The organism is Pseudophaeobacter leonis, assembly GCF_002087335.1.
In the GTDB taxonomy this organism is placed as follows: Bacteria; Pseudomonadota; Alphaproteobacteria; order Rhodobacterales; family Rhodobacteraceae; genus Pseudophaeobacter; species Pseudophaeobacter leonis.
In genome coordinates this window covers 1-21,817 of sequence record NZ_MWVJ01000005.1, presented here as the reverse complement: position 1 = coordinate 21,817, position 21,817 = coordinate 1, and the positions used below count along the sequence as shown (strand labels likewise).

Annotated in this window: 20 protein-coding genes and 3 pseudogenes; 13 read left to right on the top strand and 10 right to left on the bottom strand. The window is 59.4% G+C overall.

Annotation, left to right across the window (positions count from 1 at the left end; genetic code table 11):
• Positions 1-40: 40 nt before the first annotated feature.
• From lysA to argH, 3 genes and pseudogenes are all read right to left on the bottom strand, one after another.
• Positions 41-1,306 (bottom strand): diaminopimelate decarboxylase, encoded by a 1,266-nt coding sequence (lysA, locus tag B4968_RS01805; protein WP_083096102.1) that lies wholly within the window; start codon positions 1,304-1,306, stop codon positions 41-43.
• Positions 1,307-1,713: 407 nt separating this feature from the next.
• Positions 1,714-1,901: pseudogene (locus B4968_RS01795) on the bottom strand (hypothetical protein).
• Positions 1,902-2,043: 142 nt separating this feature from the next.
• The gene (argH, locus tag B4968_RS01790) at positions 2,044-3,438 is read right to left on the bottom strand and encodes an argininosuccinate lyase (RefSeq protein ID WP_083096098.1); all 1,395 of its coding nucleotides are present in this window, start codon (positions 3,436-3,438) and stop codon (positions 2,044-2,046) included.
• Positions 3,439-3,458: 20 nt separating this feature from the next.
• Here argH and B4968_RS01785 point away from each other — a divergent pair, with 20 nt between their 5' ends.
• The 9 genes and pseudogenes from B4968_RS01785 to yddG all read left to right on the top strand — a co-directional run bounded on the left by B4968_RS01785 (position 3,459) and on the right by yddG (position 11,835).
• The gene (locus B4968_RS01785; protein WP_083096096.1) at positions 3,459-4,022 is read left to right on the top strand and encodes a TlpA disulfide reductase family protein; all 564 of its coding nucleotides are present in this window, start codon (positions 3,459-3,461) and stop codon (positions 4,020-4,022) included.
• A gap of 63 nt (positions 4,023-4,085) precedes the next feature.
• Positions 4,086-4,718: a hypothetical protein gene (locus B4968_RS01780; RefSeq protein WP_083096094.1), complete on the top strand. Its 633-nt coding sequence runs from the start codon at positions 4,086-4,088 to the stop codon at positions 4,716-4,718.
• 109 nt (positions 4,719-4,827) lie between these two features.
• A complete protein-coding gene (locus B4968_RS01775) occupies positions 4,828-5,253 on the top strand; it encodes a hypothetical protein (RefSeq protein WP_083096092.1) in 426 nt (141 codons plus the stop codon).
• A 4-nt stretch (positions 5,254-5,257) separates the two neighbouring features.
• Entirely contained in the window at positions 5,258-6,181 is a 924-nt protein-coding gene (locus B4968_RS01770; RefSeq protein ID WP_083096090.1) for a sterol desaturase family protein, read from the top strand.
• A gap of 229 nt (positions 6,182-6,410) precedes the next feature.
• Complete coding sequence (locus B4968_RS01765; protein WP_083096088.1) at positions 6,411-7,220, top strand: EAL domain-containing protein; 810 nt, start codon at positions 6,411-6,413, stop codon at positions 7,218-7,220.
• 354 nt (positions 7,221-7,574) lie between these two features.
• Positions 7,575-8,750 (top strand): acetyl-CoA C-acetyltransferase, encoded by a 1,176-nt coding sequence (locus tag B4968_RS01760; protein WP_083096087.1) that lies wholly within the window; start codon positions 7,575-7,577, stop codon positions 8,748-8,750.
• Positions 8,751-8,940: 190 nt separating this feature from the next.
• Positions 8,941-9,663 (top strand): acetoacetyl-CoA reductase, encoded by a 723-nt coding sequence (gene phbB, locus B4968_RS01755; protein WP_083096085.1) that lies wholly within the window; start codon positions 8,941-8,943, stop codon positions 9,661-9,663.
• A gap of 372 nt (positions 9,664-10,035) precedes the next feature.
• A pseudogene (locus tag B4968_RS01750) lies at positions 10,036-10,984 on the top strand (transcriptional regulator GcvA).
• Positions 10,981-11,835, top strand: a complete 855-nt coding sequence (gene yddG, locus B4968_RS01745; RefSeq protein WP_083096084.1) for an aromatic amino acid exporter YddG — start codon at positions 10,981-10,983, stop codon at positions 11,833-11,835. The pseudogene B4968_RS01750 and the gene yddG overlap by 4 nt, the downstream one beginning before the upstream one ends.
• Positions 11,836-12,072: 237 nt before the next feature.
• On the opposite strand, the gene B4968_RS01740 is transcribed toward yddG, so the two are convergent.
• The 3 genes from B4968_RS01740 to B4968_RS01730 form a co-directional block, all read right to left on the bottom strand.
• A complete protein-coding gene (locus B4968_RS01740) occupies positions 12,073-12,252 on the bottom strand; it encodes a YdcH family protein (RefSeq protein ID WP_083096082.1) in 180 nt (59 codons plus the stop codon).
• 219 nt (positions 12,253-12,471) lie between these two features.
• On the bottom strand, positions 12,472-13,314 hold the full coding sequence (locus B4968_RS01735) for a tRNA1(Val) (adenine(37)-N6)-methyltransferase (protein ID WP_083096081.1): 843 nt from the start codon (positions 13,312-13,314) through the stop codon (positions 12,472-12,474).
• A complete protein-coding gene (locus B4968_RS01730) occupies positions 13,311-13,532 on the bottom strand; it encodes a putative signal transducing protein (protein ID WP_083096079.1) in 222 nt (73 codons plus the stop codon). The genes B4968_RS01735 and B4968_RS01730 overlap by 4 nt, the downstream gene beginning before the upstream one ends.
• A gap of 56 nt (positions 13,533-13,588) precedes the next feature.
• Between B4968_RS01730 and B4968_RS01725 the strand changes: the two genes are divergently transcribed.
• Entirely contained in the window at positions 13,589-14,587 is a 999-nt protein-coding gene (locus B4968_RS01725; protein ID WP_083096078.1) for a polyprenyl synthetase family protein, read from the top strand.
• Positions 14,588-14,921: 334 nt separating this feature from the next.
• Here the strand turns inward: B4968_RS01725 and B4968_RS01720 are convergent, their stop codons facing one another.
• The 4 genes from B4968_RS01720 to soxR all read right to left on the bottom strand — a co-directional run bounded on the left by B4968_RS01720 (position 14,922) and on the right by soxR (position 19,947).
• Positions 14,922-15,749 (bottom strand): 4-(cytidine 5'-diphospho)-2-C-methyl-D-erythritol kinase, encoded by an 828-nt coding sequence (locus B4968_RS01720; RefSeq protein WP_083096076.1) that lies wholly within the window; start codon positions 15,747-15,749, stop codon positions 14,922-14,924.
• Positions 15,739-17,472, bottom strand: coding sequence for a tetratricopeptide repeat protein (locus tag B4968_RS01715; protein WP_083096074.1), 1,734 nt, complete (start codon positions 17,470-17,472; stop codon positions 15,739-15,741). Before B4968_RS01715 ends, B4968_RS01720 begins: the two co-directional genes overlap by 11 nt.
• A gap of 184 nt (positions 17,473-17,656) precedes the next feature.
• The gene (locus B4968_RS01710) at positions 17,657-19,306 is read right to left on the bottom strand and encodes an electron transfer flavoprotein-ubiquinone oxidoreductase (protein WP_083096073.1); all 1,650 of its coding nucleotides are present in this window, start codon (positions 19,304-19,306) and stop codon (positions 17,657-17,659) included.
• Positions 19,307-19,479: 173 nt separating this feature from the next.
• Complete coding sequence (soxR, locus tag B4968_RS01705; RefSeq protein ID WP_083096070.1) at positions 19,480-19,947, bottom strand: redox-sensitive transcriptional activator SoxR; 468 nt, start codon at positions 19,945-19,947, stop codon at positions 19,480-19,482.
• 116 nt (positions 19,948-20,063) lie between these two features.
• On the opposite strand from soxR, the gene B4968_RS01700 reads away from it, so the two are divergent.
• The 3 genes and pseudogenes from B4968_RS01700 to B4968_RS01690 all read left to right on the top strand — a co-directional run.
• Entirely contained in the window at positions 20,064-20,447 is a 384-nt protein-coding gene (locus tag B4968_RS01700; RefSeq protein WP_083096068.1) for a VOC family protein, read from the top strand.
• A gap of 271 nt (positions 20,448-20,718) precedes the next feature.
• Positions 20,719-21,189: a transcription elongation factor GreA gene (greA, locus tag B4968_RS01695; RefSeq protein ID WP_083096066.1), complete on the top strand. Its 471-nt coding sequence runs from the start codon at positions 20,719-20,721 to the stop codon at positions 21,187-21,189.
• A gap of 109 nt (positions 21,190-21,298) precedes the next feature.
• Positions 21,299-21,817 (top strand): annotated as a pseudogene (locus tag B4968_RS01690) (hypothetical protein); the annotation flags it as partial.

The following is a 21,817-nucleotide window of genomic DNA, read 5'->3' as shown; positions in this document are numbered from 1 at the left end:
TTGCATGTGGCCAAAAATTCCGACAGGTACGCCGGAGCCGTTACAGCCACTCCGGGATGGTATCGCGATTTATCATTTCGTCAAAGCTCGGTCGTGGGCGAATAACCGCGAATTGATCACCATGCACCAGAACTTCGGGAATCAGCGGCCGGGAATTGTCCTCGCTCGACATCACCGCGCCGTAGGCACCGGCACTGCGAAAGGCGATGAGGTCGCCCGCCAGCAGCGGCGGCATGTCGCGCTCTTTGGCAAAGGTATCGCCGGATTCGCAGACGGGCCCGACGATGTCATAGGGACGAGGTTCAACCCCCGGCGCCGGTTCATTGACGGCAACGATGTCATGGTGCGCTTCGTACATTGCCGGGCGGATCAGGTCATTCATGGCGCCATCCACGATCAGAAATTCGCGGTCCTCGCCGGATTTCACATAGATCACCTTGCTGACCATCAGCCCCGCATTGCCCGCAATCAGCCGCCCAGGTTCGATCTCGATCTCGCAGCCCAGATGGCCCAGCGTCTCCTTGATCAGCTGGCCATATTCCACCGGCAGCGGTGGCGCCTCGTTTGAGCGGGTATAGGGAATGCCCAGACCGCCGCCCAGATCAAGACGGCGAATGTCATGGCCGTCGTCGCGCAGCACCTGCGTCAACTCGGCGACTTTTTCATAGGCCTTGCGAAAGGGCTCAAGCTCGGTCAGCTGCGAGCCAATGTGGACGTCGATCCCAATGACCTGCAGCCCCGGCAGCTGTGCTGCATGGGCATAGACCTCGCGGGCGCGGGCAATGGGAATGCCAAATTTGTTTTCAGACTTGCCGGTGGCGATCTTGGCGTGGGTTTTTGCATCCGCATCCGTGTTCACCCGAATGGTGATCGGCGCCACCTGGCCCAGCTCTAGCGCGACCGCGTTGATCACTGCCATTTCCGGTTCAGATTCGACGTTGAACTGACGAATGCCACCGCTGAGGGCGGTGCGGATTTCTTCCGCCGTTTTGCCAACGCCGGAAAAGACAATTTTGTCCCCCGGCACACCTGCGGCCCTGGCGCGCAGATATTCGCCCTGGCTGACCACATCCATGCCAGCCCCGGCCTGTGCCAGAGTTTTTAGAATAGCCTGATTGCTGGCCGCCTTCATGGCGTAGCAAACCAGATGATCCATGCCCTCCAGCGCCTCGTCAAACAGGCGAAAGTGGCGCTGCAGCGTGGCAGTGGAATAGACGTAAAACGGAGTGCCCACGGCAGCCGCAATCTCGGCAACCGGCACGTCTTCGGCGAAAAGCGCGCCGTCGCGGTAGAGAAAGTGATCCATGCCTTGGCCACTAGACCAAAACCGGCAGGGCTGGCAAATGATTCCCGCGCACCCAAAGATCTTTGAGCTTTGCCCGGATCAGTGCGACCTGCCCGGACCGGCCCCTGTCAGCGCTGCTCAGACCCGTTCAGAAACTGTGCGAAACACCCACGCGCGCATAGCCGGACACGCGAACACCAGAGACTGGCGCCTTTTCAGGCTGCCTGGCCTCGGGCTGTTTGGCCTCGGGCGGTCTTGCATAGGAGGTTGGCAGATCGCAGGCAGAGAGCCCCAGTACACTAAGCCACAGTACACCCAGAACCAAAAAGCGACGGATCATGATAAAAGCCCTCTGTGTGCGGCTGTCTGCAGTCAGGATTGAAATCACTGACCCGCCGGAACGACCCGCGATTGTTAGAAGAAGTTTGCTAAAAGCCGAGGAAGATATTCACCGGACCCTTGTGCAATCCAACAGAGCCGCCCGCATGCACACCGTTATTAGAGACCCCAACACCGGCTTCAGCGAGGGGCGCACCGGCTCGCCATCGACGCCACAGGCGCTCAGGCTGGCGATCAAAACAGCAGCGCCAGTCAGGCTCAATATCGATCTGCGCATCTGTAGCCTCCAAAAACCAGCCGGGCTCGTTACCCGGCATAGATGGGTGTCATGGGCCAAAATTCAAGGCGGCCCATGATCAAAGTCGCAAAGCCGGAAACCCATAAAAGGTCCCTTTCAGGCCCCTGAAAGCGCTGTCCGCTCAGGCGTCCAGAATCGCGGTCCAGCGGGCCACCTGGGCGCGCACCTGCGCCGGGGCTGTGCCGCCATAGGACAGGCGTGAGTTTACCGAGTTTTCAACGCCGAGAACAGAGAAGACATCCTGGGTGATCGCGCTGTGCACGCCCTGCATGTCGGCAAGAGTCAGTTCCGGCAGATCACAGCCGCGCGACTCGGCCAGGGCCACCAATGAGCCAGTAACGTGATGCGCATCGCGGAACGGCAGGCCCAGCACCCGCACCAGCCAGTCGGCCAGATCGGTAGCGGTTGAGAAACCCGAGGCGGCGGCCACGGCCAGCTCGGCACGGTTGGCGCTCATATCCTTGACCATGCCTTCCATCGCGGCCAGGGCCAGCATCCAGTTGTCGGCAGCATCAAAGACCTGTTCCTTGTCTTCCTGCATGTCCTTGGAATAGGCCAGCGGCAGGCCCTTCATCACCACCATCAGCGCCGTGTTGGCGCCAAAGATACGGCCCACCTTGGCGCGAATCAGCTCGGCTGCGTCGGGGATTTTCTTTTGCGGCATAATGGACGAGCCGGTCGAAAAACGATCCGACAGGGTGACAAAGCGGAACTGCGCCGAGGACCAGATCACCAGCTCTTCGGCAAACCGGCTGAGATGCACGGCACTGATCGAGGCGGTGGAGAGGAATTCCAGCGCGAAATCACGATCCGAGACCGCATCCAGTGAGTTTGCCGCAGGCCGGTCAAAGCCCAGCGCCGCCGCTGTCATGTCGCGATCAATCGGAAAGGAGGTGCCCGCCAGGGCCGCAGCCCCCAGAGGCGATTCGTTCATGCGTTTGCGGGCGTCGCGCACACGAGACAGATCGCGGCCAAACATCTCGACATAGGCCATCATATGATGGCCCCAGGTCACCGGCTGCGCCACCTGCAGATGGGTAAAGCCCGGCATTACCCAGTCGGCCCCGGCCTCGGCCTGGGTCAAAAGCGCGCGGATAAGGGCCAAAAGACCGCCTTCGGCGGCATCCAGCTGGTCGCGCACCCAGAGTTTGAAATCGGTGGCCACCTGATCATTGCGCGACCGGCCCGTGTGCAGACGGCCTGCGGGCTCGCCGATGACCTCTTTCAGGCGGGCCTCGACGTTCATGTGGATGTCTTCCAGCGCAGTCGAGAACTGGAACGTGCCGGTCTCAATCTCTGACAAGACCGTGAGCAGGCCTTCCCGAATTGCCTCGGCGTCGTTATCGCTTATAACGCCTGTTGCGGCCAACATCGCTGCGTGGGCCCTGGAGCCAGCAATGTCCTGGGCAGCCATTCGCTTGTCAAAACCGATCGAGGCATTGATTGCCTCCATGATCGCGTCTGGACCAGCGGCAAAACGGCCGCCCCACATCTGGTTCGAGGCTTGATCTGTCATGGTGGAATCCCGGAGATAAAATGCGTCTGTTACGTCACCTTTCCCTTTATATCGCCCTGGCCCTGGGTGCAAATGCAGCAATCGCGGCTGATGCGGCCCAGCTGGAAGCGCTGCGCGATCACAGTCTCAAACGTCTGGTGGTGCACTCCACTCCCCGTGCTGTCTCTGATGCGGAATTTTTCCTTCAGGATGACAGCGGCACCGCGACGCTGCAGGACTACCACGGCAAGGTGGTACTGTTGAACTTCTGGGCCACCTGGTGCGCGCCCTGCCGCAAAGAAATGCCGCAGCTTGCGGAATTGCAGGAGGAATTGGGGGGCGAGGATTTTGAGGTGCTGACCATTGCCGCCGGGCGCAACAGCCCTGCTGGCATTACAAAGTTCTTTGACAAAAACGGCATCAGCAACCTGCCCCGCCACACGGACCCGAAACAGGCACTAGCCCGTAAGATGGCAGTGATCGGCCTGCCCGTCACCGTGCTGTTGGACCGCGAGGGGCAGGAGGTCGCCCGCCTTTTGGGCGATGCCGAGTGGAATTCCGACAGCGCCAAAGCGATTATTGCGGCGATGATCGAAAGCAATTAACCTCCGGTTGAATTTTCGGCCGGGGGAAGCAGTTTCTCCCTGTCGACATCCGGAGGAAAACCCTTGTTTAAGAAAGCGCTTTTGGCCCTGGCAGCTGCGGCCACAATTACATCAGCAGCAATTGCCGGGGATCTGAAAATTTTAGACGGCCCCGCTGTCCTGACCATCCACAGCCAGAGAACGCTCAACTCTGACGCGAAAGAGGCTCTCCAAAGACTGAAACAAAACCATTTCTTTGGGGCCTTAGCCGTTTCCAGAACTGGTTTGGCTTTTGGGCGCGCTGACGGTGTCAACGACCTGAAAGCAGCCAAGGATCTCGCCTTGATGATTTGCAGGAAATACGGCGATCAAGGCTGCAAGATCCATGCCACCCTTTCCCCAAGAAAATATGTGGCTTCGCGGCGTGATGTCACCTTGTCGGAAATCAACTTTGGATACTTCAACTCCCACTATCGTGTAAAAGCGACAAGGGGAGGGTTTTCGGCCTTGGCAATAAACCGGATTGGAGGTCTCGGATACGGGGTCAATCAGAAAACCCCGGCAGATGCGCGCGCCATAGCCTTGCAAGACTGCCAAAGATCCACCGCAGATCTGGATGACAAGCCGGGAGTCCCCATGATGGCTCAACAGATTATGAATTCCCCCAAATGGCGGTGCCGGATCGTAGATCAGATTGGGCCAGCTGACAGCGATTAACCAGCCGTTTCCTGCTGTCTCGGGTTGCCCTTGCCCCTACGCAACCTTTGACAGCACGCCCCCTGGGCCGCCATTCTGATCAGCAACAGGCGAGATCAGGGAGGGGCCGATGCCGCTGGAACTGTTGTTAACCCTGGTCATCGGGGGCATCACGGCAATTGCCGTGGTCCTGCACCTGACCGGACGCTCCAGCCAGAAAGTGATGACTGCCGCTCAGGCGCGCGAGGCCTGGCTGCGACAGTTTCCTGAAAACCACATTGCGCAATTGACCCTGGCCGAGGACGGTCATGCCGCCCTTGTCCAGCTAGAGGATGACACGGCACCGCTGGGGCTGGTTTGGTCTTTTGGCGCCGACACCGTGGCGCGCAGCCTGCACGACACAAAAGCAACAAGAGCAAAACACGGCCTGCACCTGCGCTTTGCCGATTTCTCGGCGCCGCAGGTTCTGTTGCGCCTGAGTGCTGCAGAGACCGATGCCTGGCTGCGCCAGATTGTCGGTGCAGACGCGCGCCCCCGCGCCCCAAAGGAGACCTGACCTGATGGACCATTTGTCTTTCCCGGATGTAACCCAACTGGCCGTTCCGATTTTCATAGCTGCAATCCTGGTTGAGTTCCTCTGGATCGCCCTCAAGGGCCGCGGCGGGCGCTATGAGACCCGCGATGCGGTGACCTCATTGATCATGGGGGCTGGCAGCGTTGCCTCTGGCATTCTTCTGGGCTTTATCGCCTGGGGGTTCTTTATGCTGCTTTGGCGGATCACACCGCTGGATTTAGGGGCCTCAGTCTGGGTGATAGCTCTGTGTTTTGTACTGGATGATCTGCGCTACTACTGGGTGCACCGCTTTGGCCACCGCATCCGCTGGGTCTGGGCCAGCCATGTCAATCACCATTCGAGCCAGCACTACAATCTGACCACCGCGCTGCGGCAGACCTGGACCGGCACCTTTACCTTTATGATGGTGGTGCGTGCGCCGCTTGTGCTTTTGGGGTTTCACCCGGCGCTGGTGCTGTTTGTCGGTGGTATCAACCTGGTCTACCAGTTCTGGATCCACACCGAGGCCATTGGCAAAATGCCGCGTTGGTTTGAAGCGGTGATGAATACTCCCAGCCACCACCGCGCCCACCATGGCCGCAACCCGCGCTATCTCGATTGCAACTACGCCGGGGTTTTCATCATCTGGGACAAGATGTTTGGCACCTTTGTGCCCGAACAGGAGAGTGACCCGGTCGACTATGGGCTGGTCTACAACATCGCATCCTTCAACCCCCTGCGGGTGGCCTTTCACGAATGGCTCGCGATCTATCGCGATATGACCCAACCCGGCCTGACCCTGAAACAGCGCCTGGCCTATGCCTTTGCGCCCCCCGGCTACAGCCATGACGGCAGCCGCGACACCTCTGCCACCCTGAAGGCCAAGCATCTCGCCCGCACACCCAAAGACCTGGGCACGCCAGGGTTTTAGGGTGACAAGGTTCTGATGTGCCAGCCTGTGCGGGTATAACTGCGCAGCTAGGACTGTGTGGCAAAACCGTGTGGTAAAACTGTGCGGCTAAAAACCATTAAGATTGTAGGTTTAAGCCTCAATTTACCCTTTTGCGCGACAGTCCGCAGTGACGCTATAGTTTTCATCGAACACAGCAGCACCAGGAGGCATACGCGTGATCAACAAGCGGAAATTGAGACTGGCAAATATGGCCGAGGGTTCTGAAGATCCTATTTCCGCGGCCGTGGTATCGCGGGAACGCTCAACGCTGGACATGGTGGCTGAGGCCGTCAAACACAACCAGACCATGCTGGCCTACCAGCCCGTCATGCAGGCAATGCCGCCGCATGGCACCGCCTTTTATGAGGGCTATATCCGGGTTCTCGACGCAACCGGGCGGGTGATTCCCGCGCGCGACTTTATGCATGTGGTCGACGACAAGGAAATCGGCCGCGAGCTGGACTGTCTCGCGTTGCAGCACGGTCTGCGCGCTCTGGTCAAATCGCCGCAGATCCGTCTGTCGATCAACATGTCAGCCCGCTCAATTGGCTACAGCCGCTGGTCCAAGGTACTGGATACCTTCCTGAAAAAGGACAGCAGCATCGGCGAACGCCTGGTTCTGGAAATCAGCGAAGCATCAGCCATGGCAACCCCAGAGCTGGTGATCGACTTTATGAACCGGATGCAGAAACACGGCATTGCCTTTGCGCTGGATAACTTTGGCGCCGGAACCACGGCAATCGGCCATTTCCGCGAATTCTTCTTTGATGCGGTAAAAATCGACGGGCAATTCATCCGTGGCATCACCTCCAATCCGGACAATCAGGCCGTCACCCGCGCTCTGGTTGGCATTGCCAAACAATTTGACATGCTGGTCGTGGCGGAATCCGTCGAAACCCAGAATGATGCCGAGTTCCTGGTTTCTATTGGCGTCGACTGCCTGCAGGGCTTCCTCTATGGCGCGCCGACCGTGACGCCGCCCTGGCTGGAAGACATGAAAAAAGCCAACCGGGCCTAGGGCCAGCACCAGGCCAGAACCGGGCCAGAACCGGGCCAACGCCGGGCGCAAATGGTTGTCATAGGCCATTGTCGCAAGCCACTGTCATAAGCCACTGTCACAACTCAGAAAACACCGCTGCGCTGCAGCATCAAAAAGCCGTCTTGGGGCCACCCGGGGCGGTTTTCTTCGTTTTTACATATCATAGTTGACTCAAGCCCAAGGCCTGAGACACCCTGTCAATTGCTGCAACTGCAGCAATAGGCTATATCGGTCCCAGACAGGGAGGTGGAGATGTCACAGACTGCGGCAAATATCTCGTCGTGAGCTGCGCATATCTTCATGTAAGAATTTGATGACAGAGGACCCAAATTAATGACCAATGTTGTAATTGCATCCGCCGCGCGTACCGCAGTCGGCAGTTTTGGCGGTGCCTTCGCCAATACGCCGGCCCACGATCTGGGACGTGCCGTGCTCGAAGCCGTGGTAGAGCGCGCAGGCATCGACAAGGCCGAGGTTTCCGAAACCATCCTGGGTCAGGTGCTGACTGCCGCCCAGGGCCAGAACCCGGCGCGTCAGGCCCATATCAATGCTGGCCTTCCGCAGGAAAGCGCCGCCTGGAGCATCAATCAGGTCTGTGGCTCTGGTCTGCGTGCCGTGGCCCTTGGAGCGCAGCACATTCAGCTGGGCGATGCCTCGATCATCTGCGCCGGCGGTCAGGAAAACATGACCCTGACCCCCCATGCCGCAAACCTGCGCGCCGGGCACAAGATGGGCGATATGAAATATATCGACACCATGATCCGCGATGGACTCTGGGATGCCTTCAACGGCTACCACATGGGGCAAACGGCCGAGAATGTTGCCGACAAATGGCAAATCTCGCGCGAAATGCAGGACGCCTTTGCGGTTGCCAGCCAGAACAAAGCCGAAGCCGCGCAAAAAGCAGGCAAATTCGCCGATGAGATTGCGGCCTTTACGGTAAAGACCCGCAAGGGCGACATCATTGTCGACCAGGATGAATACATCCGCCACGGCGCCACCATGGAAGCGATGCAGAAACTGCGTCCTGCCTTTGCCAAGGACGGATCTGTCACTGCCGCCAATGCCTCCGGCCTGAATGACGGCGCCGCCGCCACTCTGCTGATGAGCGCCGATGAAGCCGAAAAGCGCGGGATTGAGCCGCTGGCCCGGATCGCCTCTTATGCCACGGCAGGTCTTGACCCCTCGATCATGGGTGTCGGCCCGATCTATGCCTCGCGCAAAGCGCTGGACAAAGCCGGCTGGTCGGCTGGTGATCTCGATCTGGTCGAGGCCAACGAGGCCTTTGCCGCCCAGGCCTGTGCCGTCAACAAAGACATGGGCTGGGATCCAGAAATCGTCAACGTGAACGGTGGCGCCATCGCCATTGGCCACCCCATTGGCGCCTCGGGCTGCCGGGTGCTGAACACGCTGCTGTTTGAGATGCAGCGGCGCGGCGCCAAAAAAGGCCTTGCCACCCTGTGCATCGGTGGCGGCATGGGCGTCGCAATGTGCCTGGAGCGGCCATAAATCGTCGCAGAACTTGACATAGAACAGGGCGCCGTTTTGGCGCCCTTTTTATTGGTACTATAGGTGCTTGCTGCAGGTGCGACAATTTACGCGGCGGTGCGGCAAAAATCCATTGCGCAATATTGTTGCGCATATCATTAACAAACTGTAGCAAGATTACCGAGAGAATCTCGAACTGGAGGAATATTGAATGGCACGTACTGCACTCGTCACCGGCGGATCGCGCGGCATTGGCGCAGCAATTTCTAAGGCCCTGAAGGACCAGGGCTGCAACGTCGCTGCCACCTATGCTGGCAATGACGACGCGGCGGCAAAGTTCACTGAGGAAACGGGCATCAAGACCTATAAATGGAATGTCGGCTCCTACGCGGACAGCCAGGCGGGCATCGCCAAGGTCGAAGCGGAACTGGGCCCTATCGACATCGTTGTTGCCAATGCCGGCATCACCCGTGACGCCCCCTTCCACAAGATGACCCCCGAGCAGTGGCAGGAAGTGATCGACACCAACCTCACCGGCGTGTTCAACACGGTTCACCCTGTCTGGCCCGGTATGCGCGAGCGCAAATTTGGCCGCGTCATCGTGATCTCGTCGATCAACGGTCAAAAAGGCCAATTCGCACAGGTGAACTATGCCGCAACCAAGGCCGGCGATCTGGGTATCGTCAAATCCCTGGCTCAGGAAGGTGCGCGCGCCGGCATCACCGCCAATGCGATCTGCCCCGGCTATATCGCAACTGAAATGGTGATGGCCGTGCCCGAAAAGGTGCGCGAATCAATCATCAGCCAGATCCCAACAGGCCGTCTGGGTGAGCCGGAAGAAATCGCCCGCTGCGTCGCCTTCCTCGCCTCAGACGACTCTGGCTTTATCAATGGCTCGACCATCTCGGCCAACGGCGGTCAGTTCTTCGTCTGACCAGTGCACGCCTTAAGTCAGTGCGCGCCGTAGGGACAGCACCACCAAAAAAGGGCCGGTCTTTGCAGACCGGCCCTTTTGCATTCCGTAAGAACATGCGCGCTATGCCCAGCGGAAAAACCCTGTTCCGGCGAGTTTACCAACCGCCGATTTGCAGAAATGGAAGACCCAGGAGACACCCGCGAAAAGGGTTTGACTGCGGATATCATGTGCCCGCTCCATCGCCTGCTTGACGTCTTTGCTGGTAGAATATTCCATCGTTTCGGCCTCCATTCGGATCAAAATTGTCTATCTGAAGCCAATATGACGCTTTAGCCGAAAACGCACAAACGAGACCTTTCATCCCTTCAGTTAAGTTATACTTGTGTGAGCATGACTGACAGGCTCCCTCCCCTCACCGCTCTGCGCGCCTTTGATGCCGCCGCCCGCCATATGTCCTTTGCCCTTGCGGCAGCAGAAGTTGAACGTGACGCCGGCCGCGCTGTCGTTTCAGATCAAATCTCTTGAAGAGCACCTTGGTGTGGCGCTGTTTCGCCGCCTGAACCGCGCTGTTGAGCTCACCGAGGCAGGCCGCACCCTGGCGCCGGGCGCTGCCGAAGGGTTTGCAACACTCTCGGCCGCCTGGAGGGCCACCAAACGTCTGCAGGACAACAGCGCGCTGACGGTCACTGCAGGCCCGGCCCTGACGGCAAAATGGCTGGCGCCGCGGCTCTATGACTTTGCCCGGGCGCATCCCGAAATTGACCTCAGGTTCTCGGCAACCCTGCGCAACATGGATCTGGCGCGCGATGACGTCGCTGTGGCGATCCGTTTTGGCTATGGCCAGGACGATGGACTTTATTCAGTGCCGATCCGCAAGGAATGGCTGACACCCGTGATGACCCCAGAAATGGCGGCACAGTTTCCAACTGCCGAGAGCCTGAAAGACGCACCGCTGATTTTTGATGATTCCATCGACTTTCTGCAGCCAGCCTGTGACTGGCCCGACTGGTTTCGCGCGGTTGGCATCGATTTCACCCCTGATCACGGCACCCATTTCTCTAATGCGGATCACGCCATCAATGCGGCCGTCTCTGGCATGGGCGCAGCGCTTGGGCGTCGTCCGATGATCATCAAGGACCTGCAGGAGGGCCGTCTGGTCGCCCCGTTCAAAATCGCCATCGAAACCCAGGCCCGGTTTCGCTTTCTCTGCCTGCCGGGCGCAGAAGAACGGCCGCAAATCGCAGCCTTTCGCGACTGGTTCTTGGCCGAGATCGAGAAAACGGCCTATATCTCTGACGATTTTCAAATCATCCCGGTTGAGGATATCCCCGCCCTATGACCCGTACAAAAGCCACCGCAGTCGGATTTATTGCTGTTCTGCTCTGGGCGCTGCTGGCGCTGTTGACGGTCGGCTCGGCCCCGACACCGCCGCTGTTGCTCAATGCGATCTGTTTTTCCATTGGCGGCACCCTGGGGCTGATCTGGACCCTGCGCAGCGGCGGGCTGGCACAGTTGCGCGCGATCTCGTGGAAAGTCTACGCCTTTGGCTCGCTCGGGCTGTTTGGCTATCACGCGCTGTATTTTTCCGCCCTGCGTCTGGCACCGGCTGCTGAGGCGGGGCTTATCGCCTATCTCTGGCCCCTGATGATCGTGCTGTTCTCCGGTCTGCTGCCGGGGGAGCGCCTGCGCCCCGGCCATATGATTGGCGCGCTTTTGGGCTTTGCGGGTGCTGCGGCGATCATCACCGGTGGCTCTGGTGGCTTTCAGGCCGAGTTCCTGCCCGGCTACCTCCTCGCCTTTCTCTGTGCGCTGACCTGGTCCGGCTATTCCGTGTTGTCGCGTTTGATGGGCGCTGCCCCGACCAGCTCGGTGGCGGTGTTTTGCATCGTGACAGCCATAGCCTCCTGGGGGCTGCATTTTACGCTGGAAGACACGCTTTGGCCGCAGGGCACTGTGGGCTGGGCCTCCGCGCTGCTCCTGGGGCTTGGGCCTGTTGGGCTGGCGTTTTATGTCTGGGACATCGGAGTCAAACAGGGCGATATCCAGATGCTTGGCACCAGCTCTTATGCCGCGCCGCTGCTGTCCACCCTGGTGCTGGTTCTGGCGGGTGTTGCGGATCCAAGCTGGGCGCTGGCGCTGGCGGCCGCGCTGATCACGGCTGGCGCTGCAATCGCCGCAAAAAGCGGCTGAGGCAGACGCGCGCCCCCGTTTTCTGGCCCCACTTGCTGGCCCCGCTACGGTTTGATCGGCTTCGGTGTGACCCGCTTCGGTGCGATCCGCTATGGTTTGACCCGTTACGGTTTGGCACAAGAGGCGCAGAATCAGGGTCGGATGCGGCATTCAGACCGCGGCGCTCAAAACAAAGGGCCGCCATATCTGGCAGCCCTGGGACTTACTTCACTCGATTCACCCGCAGGTGACCAAAGACTATGCTGATGCTGTTTCGCTGCCCAGCCGCATGATCTCTTCCTTGATTTTTAGTTTTTGTTTTTTCAATCCAGCGATCTGCAACCCATCGGTACTCGGCGATCGATGAGCGTGCTCTACTTCCATACTCAGGTGGTCATGCTTCTTTTTCAGTTCGGTGAGATGCGAGCTGAGGCTCATGGCGTTCCTCCTTTTAAAGCGAGACGATCAGCCCCAATGCCTGCGGGGCTGACATGAGTGGAGCACAAGTTTTTGAATCTGTCACGCCGCAGTCGCATAGTTTTTGTCATGAATTTGTCATATCGGCCAAAGCTCGCCAATATCGTTATTTTTATAGCGCAAAAGCCCATAAAATTTGTGCACCTTTGATGGGTTCTCTTGCAAAAGACCGGCCGCAACCTATCTAGGCGCCGGTTTGGGTGCCAGTTTGGTTTTCGGCCATTCCAGTGCACAGCCCTGCCGCAAGATGGCGCGGATCTCGGCCCGGTAGCTTTCGACATCGCGCAAATGACGCTCGCCGTCGTGCAGGATCAGGGGCGCATGCAGCCGAAAATCGGCCCGTCCACCTTTGCGTGCCCGCAGTAAAACCAGCTCGGCTGCGCGACACCGGCGAGGCGCAAGGGGCAGCACCTCAAGCGAGCCGAGACATCCCGCACAGGCCATCAACATCTCCGGCAGGCGGTCCGCCCGCTGGATCATATGCAGATAGCCTTTATGGGTCAGTCGCCTGGCTGCCGTCTCGATCCAGAGCGCTAATGGTGTGTTCTCTCCCAGCGCAATCTGCCGCCCTGCATCCTCGGCAGGACTGTGAGCACCGGCACGATAGTACGGGGGGTTGGCCAGGACGTGGTCAAACTGACGTTGCCGCATCCCGGCTGGCAGCGCGGCAAGATCCGCCTCGACCACGTCGAGAACCTGGTTGTTTTCTGCTGCATTTCGCCGCGCCAGACGGGCATAGCCGGGCTGCAGTTCAATCCCCGTCAGAGACAGTCCCGGCACCCGGGCACCAAGGCACAACAGCACCTGTCCGCCGCCGCAGCCCAACTCCAGAACACGTTCGCCTGCACGGGCCGGAATGGCAGCCGCCAAAAGCACAGGATCCACCCCGGCACGATAGCCCTGTCGCGGCTGCCAAAGCTGCACCCGGCCACCCAGAAAATCGTTTCTGGACAATGCTTCATCCGGAAAATCCTGGTCAGACCCAGTGTCGTGGCTCAGGCCCTCATCGCTTGGCAGGCTCATGTCTCGGTGCCAAGCGGGATCTCGTTGTCCTGCATCGCCCGGAGCGCCAGTGTATAGTCGCCTTCGCGCACCATCAGGCGACGTGGAAAAATACCGATGCCCCCTTCAAGGATGCTCATATTTACGTCCATCTGAAAGCAGTCTATATCCTCCCCCTGAAGAAGGGCGGATGCAAAGGCCAGGACTGTTGGATCGGTACTGCGCAAAAGTTCTTTCATGGGGATGGATCTAAGGGCAAGGCCTGCGCCTTGTCGAGCCTGAAAGCCGGAATGTAATGAACCAAGTCAAGACGCAGAAGCCACATGACATGCTGGCCGCTACCTTGAGCGGCGAGATGGCCGCAGTAAATACGCTGATCCAGACCCGGATGGCCTCTGAACATGCCCCCCGCATCCCCGAGGTGACGGCACATCTGGTTGAGGCCGGCGGCAAACGCCTGCGCCCCATGCTGACCCTCGCGGCGGCGCGTCTGTGTGGCTATGAGGGTGAACACCATATCAAACTGGCTGCTACGGTAGAGTTCATTCACACGGCGACCCTGCTGCACGATGACGTTGTTGATGAAAGCAGCCAGCGGCGGGGACGCCCCCCTGCCAATCTGCTTTGGGACAACAAAAGCTCGGTTCTGGTTGGCGACTATCTGTTTTCCCGCAGTTTTCAGTTGATGGTCGAAACCGGATCCCTGCGGGTTCTTGATATTCTCGCCAATGCCTCGGCGACCATTGCCGAAGGCGAGGTGCTGCAGATGACTGCCGCCTCAAATCTGGCCACAGATGAGGCCATCTATCTGCAGGTGGTCCGTGGCAAAACTGCGGCTCTTTTCTCGGCAGCGACCGAAGTTGGTGGCGTCATTGCCGGGGGTTCTGCCGCCGAGGTGAAGGCGCTGTATGACTATGGTGACGCCCTGGGCATAGCCTTTCAGATTGCAGATGATCTGCTGGACTATCAGGGCGATAGCAAGGCGACCGGTAAGAATGTTGGCGATGATTTTCGCGAACGCAAGCTGACTCTGCCGGTGATCAAGGCCTGGGCCACGGCCAGTGATGAGGAACGCGCCTTTTGGCAGCGCACCATTGAAAAGGGCCGCCAGGAAGAGGGCGACCTGGACCAGGCTCTGGCCCTGATGGCGAAATATGACACGCTGGAAGCCACCCGCAGGGATGCGCTGCTCTGGGCCGAAAAGGCCACCCAAGCGCTTGCGGACCTGCCAGATCATCCGATCCGGCATATGTTGCATGATCTGGCAGAATACGTCGTAGCCCGGCTGCACTGAGTACACCCTGCTGGCCGTGGGGCTCCCGCCTGTTGTACGGGCATTAAAATGCCCTGCACCAGTTGGGCCCGGCGCCGCACTCCGCGCGGCGCTGCAGCGCACTGACAGCCCCCTTTCGGACAAATGGCTAACCTTGTTCCGAAAGATGCAGGCCGCCGCTCCACATAGCCGCCGCGTTCAAATATTTGAGGTCGCAATGGCGCGCCGACCGCAGCGTGCGTAAGCACGCTGCCATGCCCAACGGCAGCGCCCCATCTTTAGATGGGGAAGCTGCGGGCGGGAGCATTTGCTCTGCCGACTGTCCTCTCGGGATCAGCCCCTACAGAATCGCGCTCTAGCACAGGGTTGCAGGCCGAACCCACCAATCGGGATATTTCTGCTCCAGCCTCAGCGCTGCCTCTTCGGCCTCCGCCCCGTGCGCAAAGAGCGCAAAACACGTCGCACCTGACCCTGACATACGTACAACGCTGGCGCCGGGAAGCTCGGCAAGGGCTTCTAGCACAGTGCCAATGCCCGGATGCAACGAGAGCGCTGCTGGCTCCAGATCATTGCGCATGGCCTGCAGCCAAAGCATCATGTCAGACGCTGTCTCAAATCGCGGGATCTCCGCGGGCATCGCAGCATTATCTTTTTGCGCCAAAGCCTTAAAGACTGCAGGCGTCGGAACACTGAGGCCTGGATTGACCAGAATCGCATGCAGCACCGGCAGCTCGGGAACGCCCGACAGCTGCTCTCCGATGTTCTGCATGCGGGTGGCACGCGCCGCAAGGCAAACGGGTATGTCCGCGCCCAGTGCCTCGGCCCCTGCAACCACAGGCGCACCGGTCAGCTGTGACACAGCCCGCAGCATAGCTGCCGCATCTGATGAGCCGCCGCCAATACCCGCCTCCGCAGGGAGGTTCTTTTCCAACACAACACGCCCCGTCGCAAAGCCTGCAAACTGCGCCGCCTTGAGCACCAGATTGCGCCCGTCACTGGGCACGCCTTCAGCCATTGGACCGGTTACCGTGAGGGACAAATCCTCTGCCGGCTCAATGCGCAGCCGGTCGCCAATATCGGCAAAAACCACAAGGGAATCCAGCATATGATAGCCATCCGGGCGCTGGCCGGTGACATGCAGGGTCAGGTTTATCTTGGCGGGTGCAAAACCCTCAACCCCCATTGGCCACCTGCAGGGGGGCGGCGCCTTCCTGCTCCAGAACGGCATCCAGACCCAGTTCCAGCTTGCTGCGGATCCGCTCGGGATCAGCCTCGCCGTCGCCCTCGCCAGAGCGGATGAACGACAACGCCCGCTTCCACTGGAATTCAGCCTCGCGTTGACGTCCAACCGCCCAGAAAACGTCGCCCAAATGGTCGTTCACCACCGGATCCTCCGGCATCAGCTCAACGGCGCGCTCCATATGGCCCACCGCCTCACGATAGCGGCCAAGACGGTACAGTACCCATCCCAGACTATCGACGATATAGCCCGAGTCCGGCCGGGCCGCGACGGCGCGCTCAATCATGCTCAGCGCCTCGTCCAGTTTGTCTTCTTTCTCGATCAAGGAATACCCGAGATAATTCAAAACCTGCGGACTGTCGGGACGCAGCGCCAGCGAGGCGCGAAAGTCCGCTTCGGCCTTTGGCCAGTCAGAAAGCCGCTCATAGGAAATCCCGCGGGCGTAGTACAGAAACCAGCGGCTGCCAGAATTCTCGGGCATATTGCCCAGCGCAGAGTCATAGGCCGCTGCTGCGCCGACATAGTCCTCTTGCTGGCGCAGCAGATCGCCCAGTCCAGTCGAAATCTGCGGCAGGGTCGGAAAGTCCTGCACCAGCTGCTCCAGCACTTCGACGGCGGCATCCGGTTTGGCCGCACGGCGTAGCGCCTCGGCACGGCCCATTTCGGCGGCGTAATACTCGGGATGGCCGCTCGGCACCTGTTTATAGGTGGCAATTGACAGCTCATAGCGCCCCAGCTGATCCAGCAACTCGGCGCTCAGCAGCACTGCATCCACATGCTCCGGGCTAAGAGCCGAAGCCATGCGGGCATACATCAGGACAAAATCATTGGCAGCTTCACCGGTCATCACAGCCGCAAGCGTATAAAACACCTCGGCGATACCATCGCGGGCTGTACTGGCAACCGAGAAGCCCAGCGCCTCACCGGCCTCGAGGCGCTTGCGCATTGCGGCAAGGGCTGGATCATTGCCAGCACCAAACGCGGCATCCAAAGTGGCCAGCGCCATATCATTTTCGCCAAGCTGTGACTGGATTTCAATCCGCGCCAGCGCCGCGCGCCGCGACAGCCGGGTGAGCTGGCCATCCTCCGCCGCAAACAGCGCTTCAGCGGCGCCGTAATTGCCGGCTGAGGCCAGGGCCAGGGCCTTGTGATAGGTGGCAAAGGCCCGCAGGGCCTCTTCTTCGGCGACCTGGTCAAAGGCCTTGATCGCCTCGTCAACCGAGCCGATCCCCATATGCGCCCAGGCCTTTAGCAGCCCGTCCACCAGTGGATGAATTTGCCGCGTTTCAAGATCACGGTCCAGAATGGCCTGGTAGTTATCGGAGAGGACAAAGCCCCCCATCATAACGATATTGGCAACCTGGCTACGCGCCCCGGCCTGCCAAAGCCGCTCGGCGACAGGGAGCGCCTGCTTCAAACGGCCCTGCGCCAGTTGCGCAAAGACCACGTTCTCCATCAGCACCAGATTGGCCGGGTCGCGGACCAGCGCGCGGGTGTAATACTCTGCCGCCGCCGAGAAGTCGCTTTCATAGGTGGCCGCGCGCCCGGCGAGATAGGCCCCCGCCAGACCATCAGCTGCAGCGCTTTGCGCGCTCACAAGGGGTCCTGTCGCAGAAAAGGCAACCAATGCCAGCGCTGGCAGGTTGCGAAGATATGATGCCGGCACTCGGAACTCTCCTATACGTATGTACGTCGCTTAAAAGGAAACGTAGTGCGGGACCTGTCCACACGCAATGGGGCGACCCGAAGGCCGCCCCAATTTTACGTGATTTCCATATATATTGCGCCAGACAAGCGTTCTGCCGCCTGTTTTACCCCCAGTTTTGCCCCCAGTTTTGCCCCAGGTGGATTTACATATTTGGATAGTTTGGACCGTCGCCACCCTGTGGTGTCGTCCAGGTGATGTTCTGGCTGGGGTCTTTGATATCGCAGGTTTTGCAATGCACGCAGTTCTGAAAGTTGATCACGAACTCTTGCTTGCCGTCTTTTTCGACAAACTCATACACGCCGGCAGGGCAGTAGCGCGCCGAGGGGCCTGCATAGGTCGCAAGGTTCACACCCACAGGGATACTTGCGTCCTTGAGGCGCAAATGCGCCGGTTGGCTTTCTTCGTGGTTGGTAAAGGAGAACGCAACATTGGTCAGCCGGTCAAAGCTCAGCTTTCCATCGGGTTTTGGATAGTCGATCACCTTGTGCTTAGAGGCGGGTTCCGTTGCCTCGGCATCGGATTTCCCGTGACCCAGCGTGCCCAGCGGCGAGACACCAAACAGCGTGTTGCACCACATGTCAAAGCCACCGACCAACAGGCCACCCATCAGGCCAAAACGGGCATTCAGCGGCGCAACATTACGCACTTTTTTCAGATCCTTGCCAACAGGGCCGGTGCGCAGGTCGCTGTCGTATTCCACCAGAGTGTCGCCACTGCGGCCCGCCTTGATCGCAGCATAGGCCGCTTCGGCCGCCTGACGACCTGAATGCATCGCGTTGTGGTTGCCCTTGATGCGCGGCAGGTTCACCAGGCCAACAGAGCAGCCCAAAAGCGCGCCGCCCGGAAAGGCTGCATCCGGCATCGACTGGGTGCCACCCTTGGTCACAGCCCGCGCGCCATATGCGACGCGTTTGCCGCCTTCCAGCAGCTCTGCCACCATGGGGTGATGTTTGAACCGCTGGAATTCCATATAGGGGAACAGATGCGGGTTCTTGTAGTTCAGATCCACGATCATGCCGACATAGACCTGATTATTGTCCAGGTGATAAATGAAGGTGCCACCGGTGTTTTTAACTCCCAATGGCCAGCCCATGGTATGGGTGACCGAGCCGGGCTTGTGCTTGGCCGGATCAATTTCCCAGATCTCTTTCATCCCCAGGCCGTATTTCTGCGGCTCCTTGCCCTGATCAAGAGCGTATTTGGAGATCACCTCTTTAGAGAGCGAGCCACGCGCGCCTTCGCTGAGGAACACATACTTGCCGTTCAGCACCATGCCCGGCTCGGTGTTGGGGCCGTAAGAGCCGTCTGCTTCCAGACCAAAAACACCGGCGACCACGCCTTTGACTTCGCCATTGTCGCCGTAAACCAGCTCTGAGCAGGACATGCCCGGAAAGATCTCGACGCCCAGTTCTTCGGCCTGTTCCGCCATCCAGCGGCAGACATTGCCCATCGAGACAACATAGTTGCGGTGGTTGTCCATCAGGGGGGGCATCGGGAAGTTGGGGATGCGGATTTCCCCCGCCTCGCCCAGCATGTAGAAATGGTCTTCGACCACCGGCACATTCAAAGGCGCGCCTTTTTCCTTCCAGTCCGGGATCAGGGCGTCGAGCCCGCAGGGGTCCAGCACGGCACCCGACAGGATATGCGCGCCCACCTCCGAGCCCTTCTCCAGAACCACGACCTCAAGGTCGGCGTCCAGCTGCTTGAGACGGATCGCGGCAGAAAGACCGGCAGGACCAGCCCCTACGATCACTACGTCATAATCCAACGTTTCGCGTTCGATCTCGGCCATAGAGGTGCTCCTTGGCTATTGTGTTCGCTACCGGTCCCCTCTCTGGGCCCTACCTGGGCGTAATTTTCTTTCGCCGTTGATTAGCGTTTGGCACCCGGCGAGGTCAATCCAAACTCTGCGTTAGTTGCTACGGATCCGCGCTTTGCCGCAGGGGCACTGCCCGTTTTTATGCCTTATGACCCGTTTTGCGGCTCTGGACTGTCTCCCATCAGGTATCGCGGCCCCTTGCCTTTTTGCGCTGCCCTGTCCTGCGGGTTGTACAGAGCACAGTTTGGCAGCGCCAGACAGCCGCAACCAATACAGCCATCCAGATTGTCGCGCAGTTTTTGCAGCGTTTCGATTCGCTGATCCAGATGGCTGCGAAACCCGGACGAGATCCGGGCCCAGTCTGCCGGTGTTGGCGTCCGCCCCCCCGGCAGATCCTTTAGAAGGCCCCGGATTTCAGGCAGGGAAAATCCAAACTGCTGCGCGATCATAACAAAACTGAGACGGCGAATATCTGCCCGGTGAAACCTCCGCTGTCCGCCAGAATTGCGCCAGGGCTCCAGCAGGCCCTGCGCCTCGTAGTAACGAATGGCCGAGACTGCCAGCCCAGCGCGCTCCGCGAGATATCCGATCGCCACCCCTGCTGATTTCGCCATGTTTCCGCCTCCGCAAAATTGTTCAAAATTACCTTGACCTAAAGTTAGGTTGAGAAATTACCGTAAGGAGACTCAGGTCAAAACGAAACCCAAAACTACACTCAGGAGATCGACACATGAGCGCCATTCTCGAACATGCCAATGTCACCGTCAGCAACCCCGAAGCCACCGCCGCATGGATGGCGCAGGTCTTTGGCTGGCACACCCGCTGGTCGGGCGCATCGATCAACGGCGGCCGCAGCCTGCATGTGGGCAGCGCGGACAGCTACCTTGCGCTCTATTCCCCCCCGGCCGCCCCCGGCGAGGCACCGGAAAGTTACCAGACCAAGGGAGGCCTCAACCATCTGGCGGTGGTGGTCACGGACCTCACCGCCACCGAAGCGGCGGTCAAGGCAGCTGGCTTCACGCCGCACAACCACGGAGATTATGAGCCCGGTCGCCGCCTCTATTTCCATGACGCCGATGGGATCGAATATGAGGCGGTACAGTATGATGATTGATCTTTTATGGCAGGTTGGGCTGCCGCAGCTGCCTGACCACAGCATTTTTCCGCGCAAACCCGGCAGCAAACAGTAAAATCTGTGGATTGAGTGTATTAGTCTGGCAACAGATGTCTCCGCCCTCTTGAAATTCACACCCAGATTGGGTCAGGTAATTGCCAACACAAAGAAAGGCCCCGCTGCAGCTCTGTGGCGGGGCTCTGCCTTTGGCGCAAACAAAAGCAACATGACCCAAGAGCTAGTTTTTTAGCCAAACGACCTGACCCAAGAAATGGAAAAGATCCCTATGACTTCTGCGGGTCACACCGCACTGGAAGCCGAAATGAAGAAACTTAAAACGGTTGAACGTACGGCGATTATTCAGGCCATTGCCGAAGCCCGCGAACTGGGCGATCTTTCGGAAAACGCCGAATACCACTCTGCCCGCGAAAAGCACTCTTTTATTGAGGGCCGCATCAAGGAACTCGAAGGCATCCTGAGCCTTGCCGATGTGATCGACCCGGCCAAACTCTCGGGCACGGTTAAATTCGGCGCCCGTGTCACCCTGGTTGACGAAGATACCGATCAGGAGAAAACCTGGCAGATCGTCGGCGAGCACGAGGCCAATGTCGAGGCCGGGCTTTTGAACATCAAATCCCCCATTGCCCGCGCCCTTATCGGCAAGGACGAAGGTGACAGTGTCGAGGTCCGCACCCCCGGTGGTGTGCGCGGCTACGAGATCCTGAGCATCGTTTACCGCTAAGTTTACCAATCATGGGGGACGGCGCAATTGCGCCGCCCCCCTTGCCACCGCATCTGAAACCGGTAGCCTTGTTTCAACCCCGTTCCATTCCCGCATTGCGAGCTTGCATATGACTGCCCAGGAAGCCTCAAAACGCCCCCCCTCTCTTTCTGAGAGCGGCACCAGCGAAGGCCAGGACGATGCAGGAATGGGTAGCGCCGAGATCATTGCCATTTTGCTGTCAGCCCTCTGGCTGCTGGTGATTTTGGCCCTGTATCTGCTGGCTCCGGCAGACAAGGGCCTTGCCCACTGGACCCCAATGGTCCTGACAGCCTTGGCGATTGCCATGCCGCTGGTGATGATCTGGGTTGGCCCCTCGGCTCTGCGCTCGGCCCGGGTGATGCGCGGCGAAAGCCAGCGCCTGCAGGCGGCGATTGACAGCCTGCGCTACAGCTACCTCACCCATGTGCAGCAGACCGATGCCTCCGGAGAGCCAACGGTCAGCCAGAAACTGCAGGAAATCGCCGAGGCCACCCGCAAGACAGAAACCGCATTGGCCACCTTCCAAAGCAGCCGTCACACCCCTGCACGCCCCGCCATCCCGTCAGAGGCGGTCAAACTCGCAACCGAAGATCAGGGCAGCCTGGCG

Coding starts and splice junctions, on each gene's coding strand:
- lysA (WP_083096102.1), bottom strand. CDS start 1,306: ATGGATCACTTTCTCTACCGCGACGGCGCGCTTTTCGCCGAAGACGTG.
- B4968_RS01710 (WP_083096073.1), bottom strand. CDS start 19,306: ATGGCCGAGATCGAACGCGAAACGTTGGATTATGACGTAGTGATCGTA.
- phbB (WP_083096085.1), top strand. CDS start 8,941: ATGGCACGTACTGCACTCGTCACCGGCGGATCGCGCGGCATTGGCGCA.
- yddG (WP_083096084.1), top strand. CDS start 10,981: ATGACCCGTACAAAAGCCACCGCAGTCGGATTTATTGCTGTTCTGCTC.
- B4968_RS01775 (WP_083096092.1), top strand. CDS start 4,828: ATGCCGCTGGAACTGTTGTTAACCCTGGTCATCGGGGGCATCACGGCA.
- B4968_RS01700 (WP_083096068.1), top strand. CDS start 20,064: ATGAGCGCCATTCTCGAACATGCCAATGTCACCGTCAGCAACCCCGAA.
- B4968_RS01725 (WP_083096078.1), top strand. CDS start 13,589: ATGAACCAAGTCAAGACGCAGAAGCCACATGACATGCTGGCCGCTACC.
- B4968_RS01785 (WP_083096096.1), top strand. CDS start 3,459: ATGCGTCTGTTACGTCACCTTTCCCTTTATATCGCCCTGGCCCTGGGT.
- B4968_RS01765 (WP_083096088.1), top strand. CDS start 6,411: ATGGCCGAGGGTTCTGAAGATCCTATTTCCGCGGCCGTGGTATCGCGG.
- soxR (WP_083096070.1), bottom strand. CDS start 19,947: ATGGCGAAATCAGCAGGGGTGGCGATCGGATATCTCGCGGAGCGCGCT.
- B4968_RS01740 (WP_083096082.1), bottom strand. CDS start 12,252: ATGAGCCTCAGCTCGCATCTCACCGAACTGAAAAAGAAGCATGACCAC.
- B4968_RS01735 (WP_083096081.1), bottom strand. CDS start 13,314: ATGAGCCTGCCAAGCGATGAGGGCCTGAGCCACGACACTGGGTCTGAC.
- B4968_RS01770 (WP_083096090.1), top strand. CDS start 5,258: ATGGACCATTTGTCTTTCCCGGATGTAACCCAACTGGCCGTTCCGATT.
- B4968_RS01730 (WP_083096079.1), bottom strand. CDS start 13,532: ATGAAAGAACTTTTGCGCAGTACCGATCCAACAGTCCTGGCCTTTGCA.
- argH (WP_083096098.1), bottom strand. CDS start 3,438: ATGACAGATCAAGCCTCGAACCAGATGTGGGGCGGCCGTTTTGCCGCT.
- B4968_RS01720 (WP_083096076.1), bottom strand. CDS start 15,749: ATGGGGGTTGAGGGTTTTGCACCCGCCAAGATAAACCTGACCCTGCAT.
- B4968_RS01760 (WP_083096087.1), top strand. CDS start 7,575: ATGACCAATGTTGTAATTGCATCCGCCGCGCGTACCGCAGTCGGCAGT.
- greA (WP_083096066.1), top strand. CDS start 20,719: ATGGAAAAGATCCCTATGACTTCTGCGGGTCACACCGCACTGGAAGCC.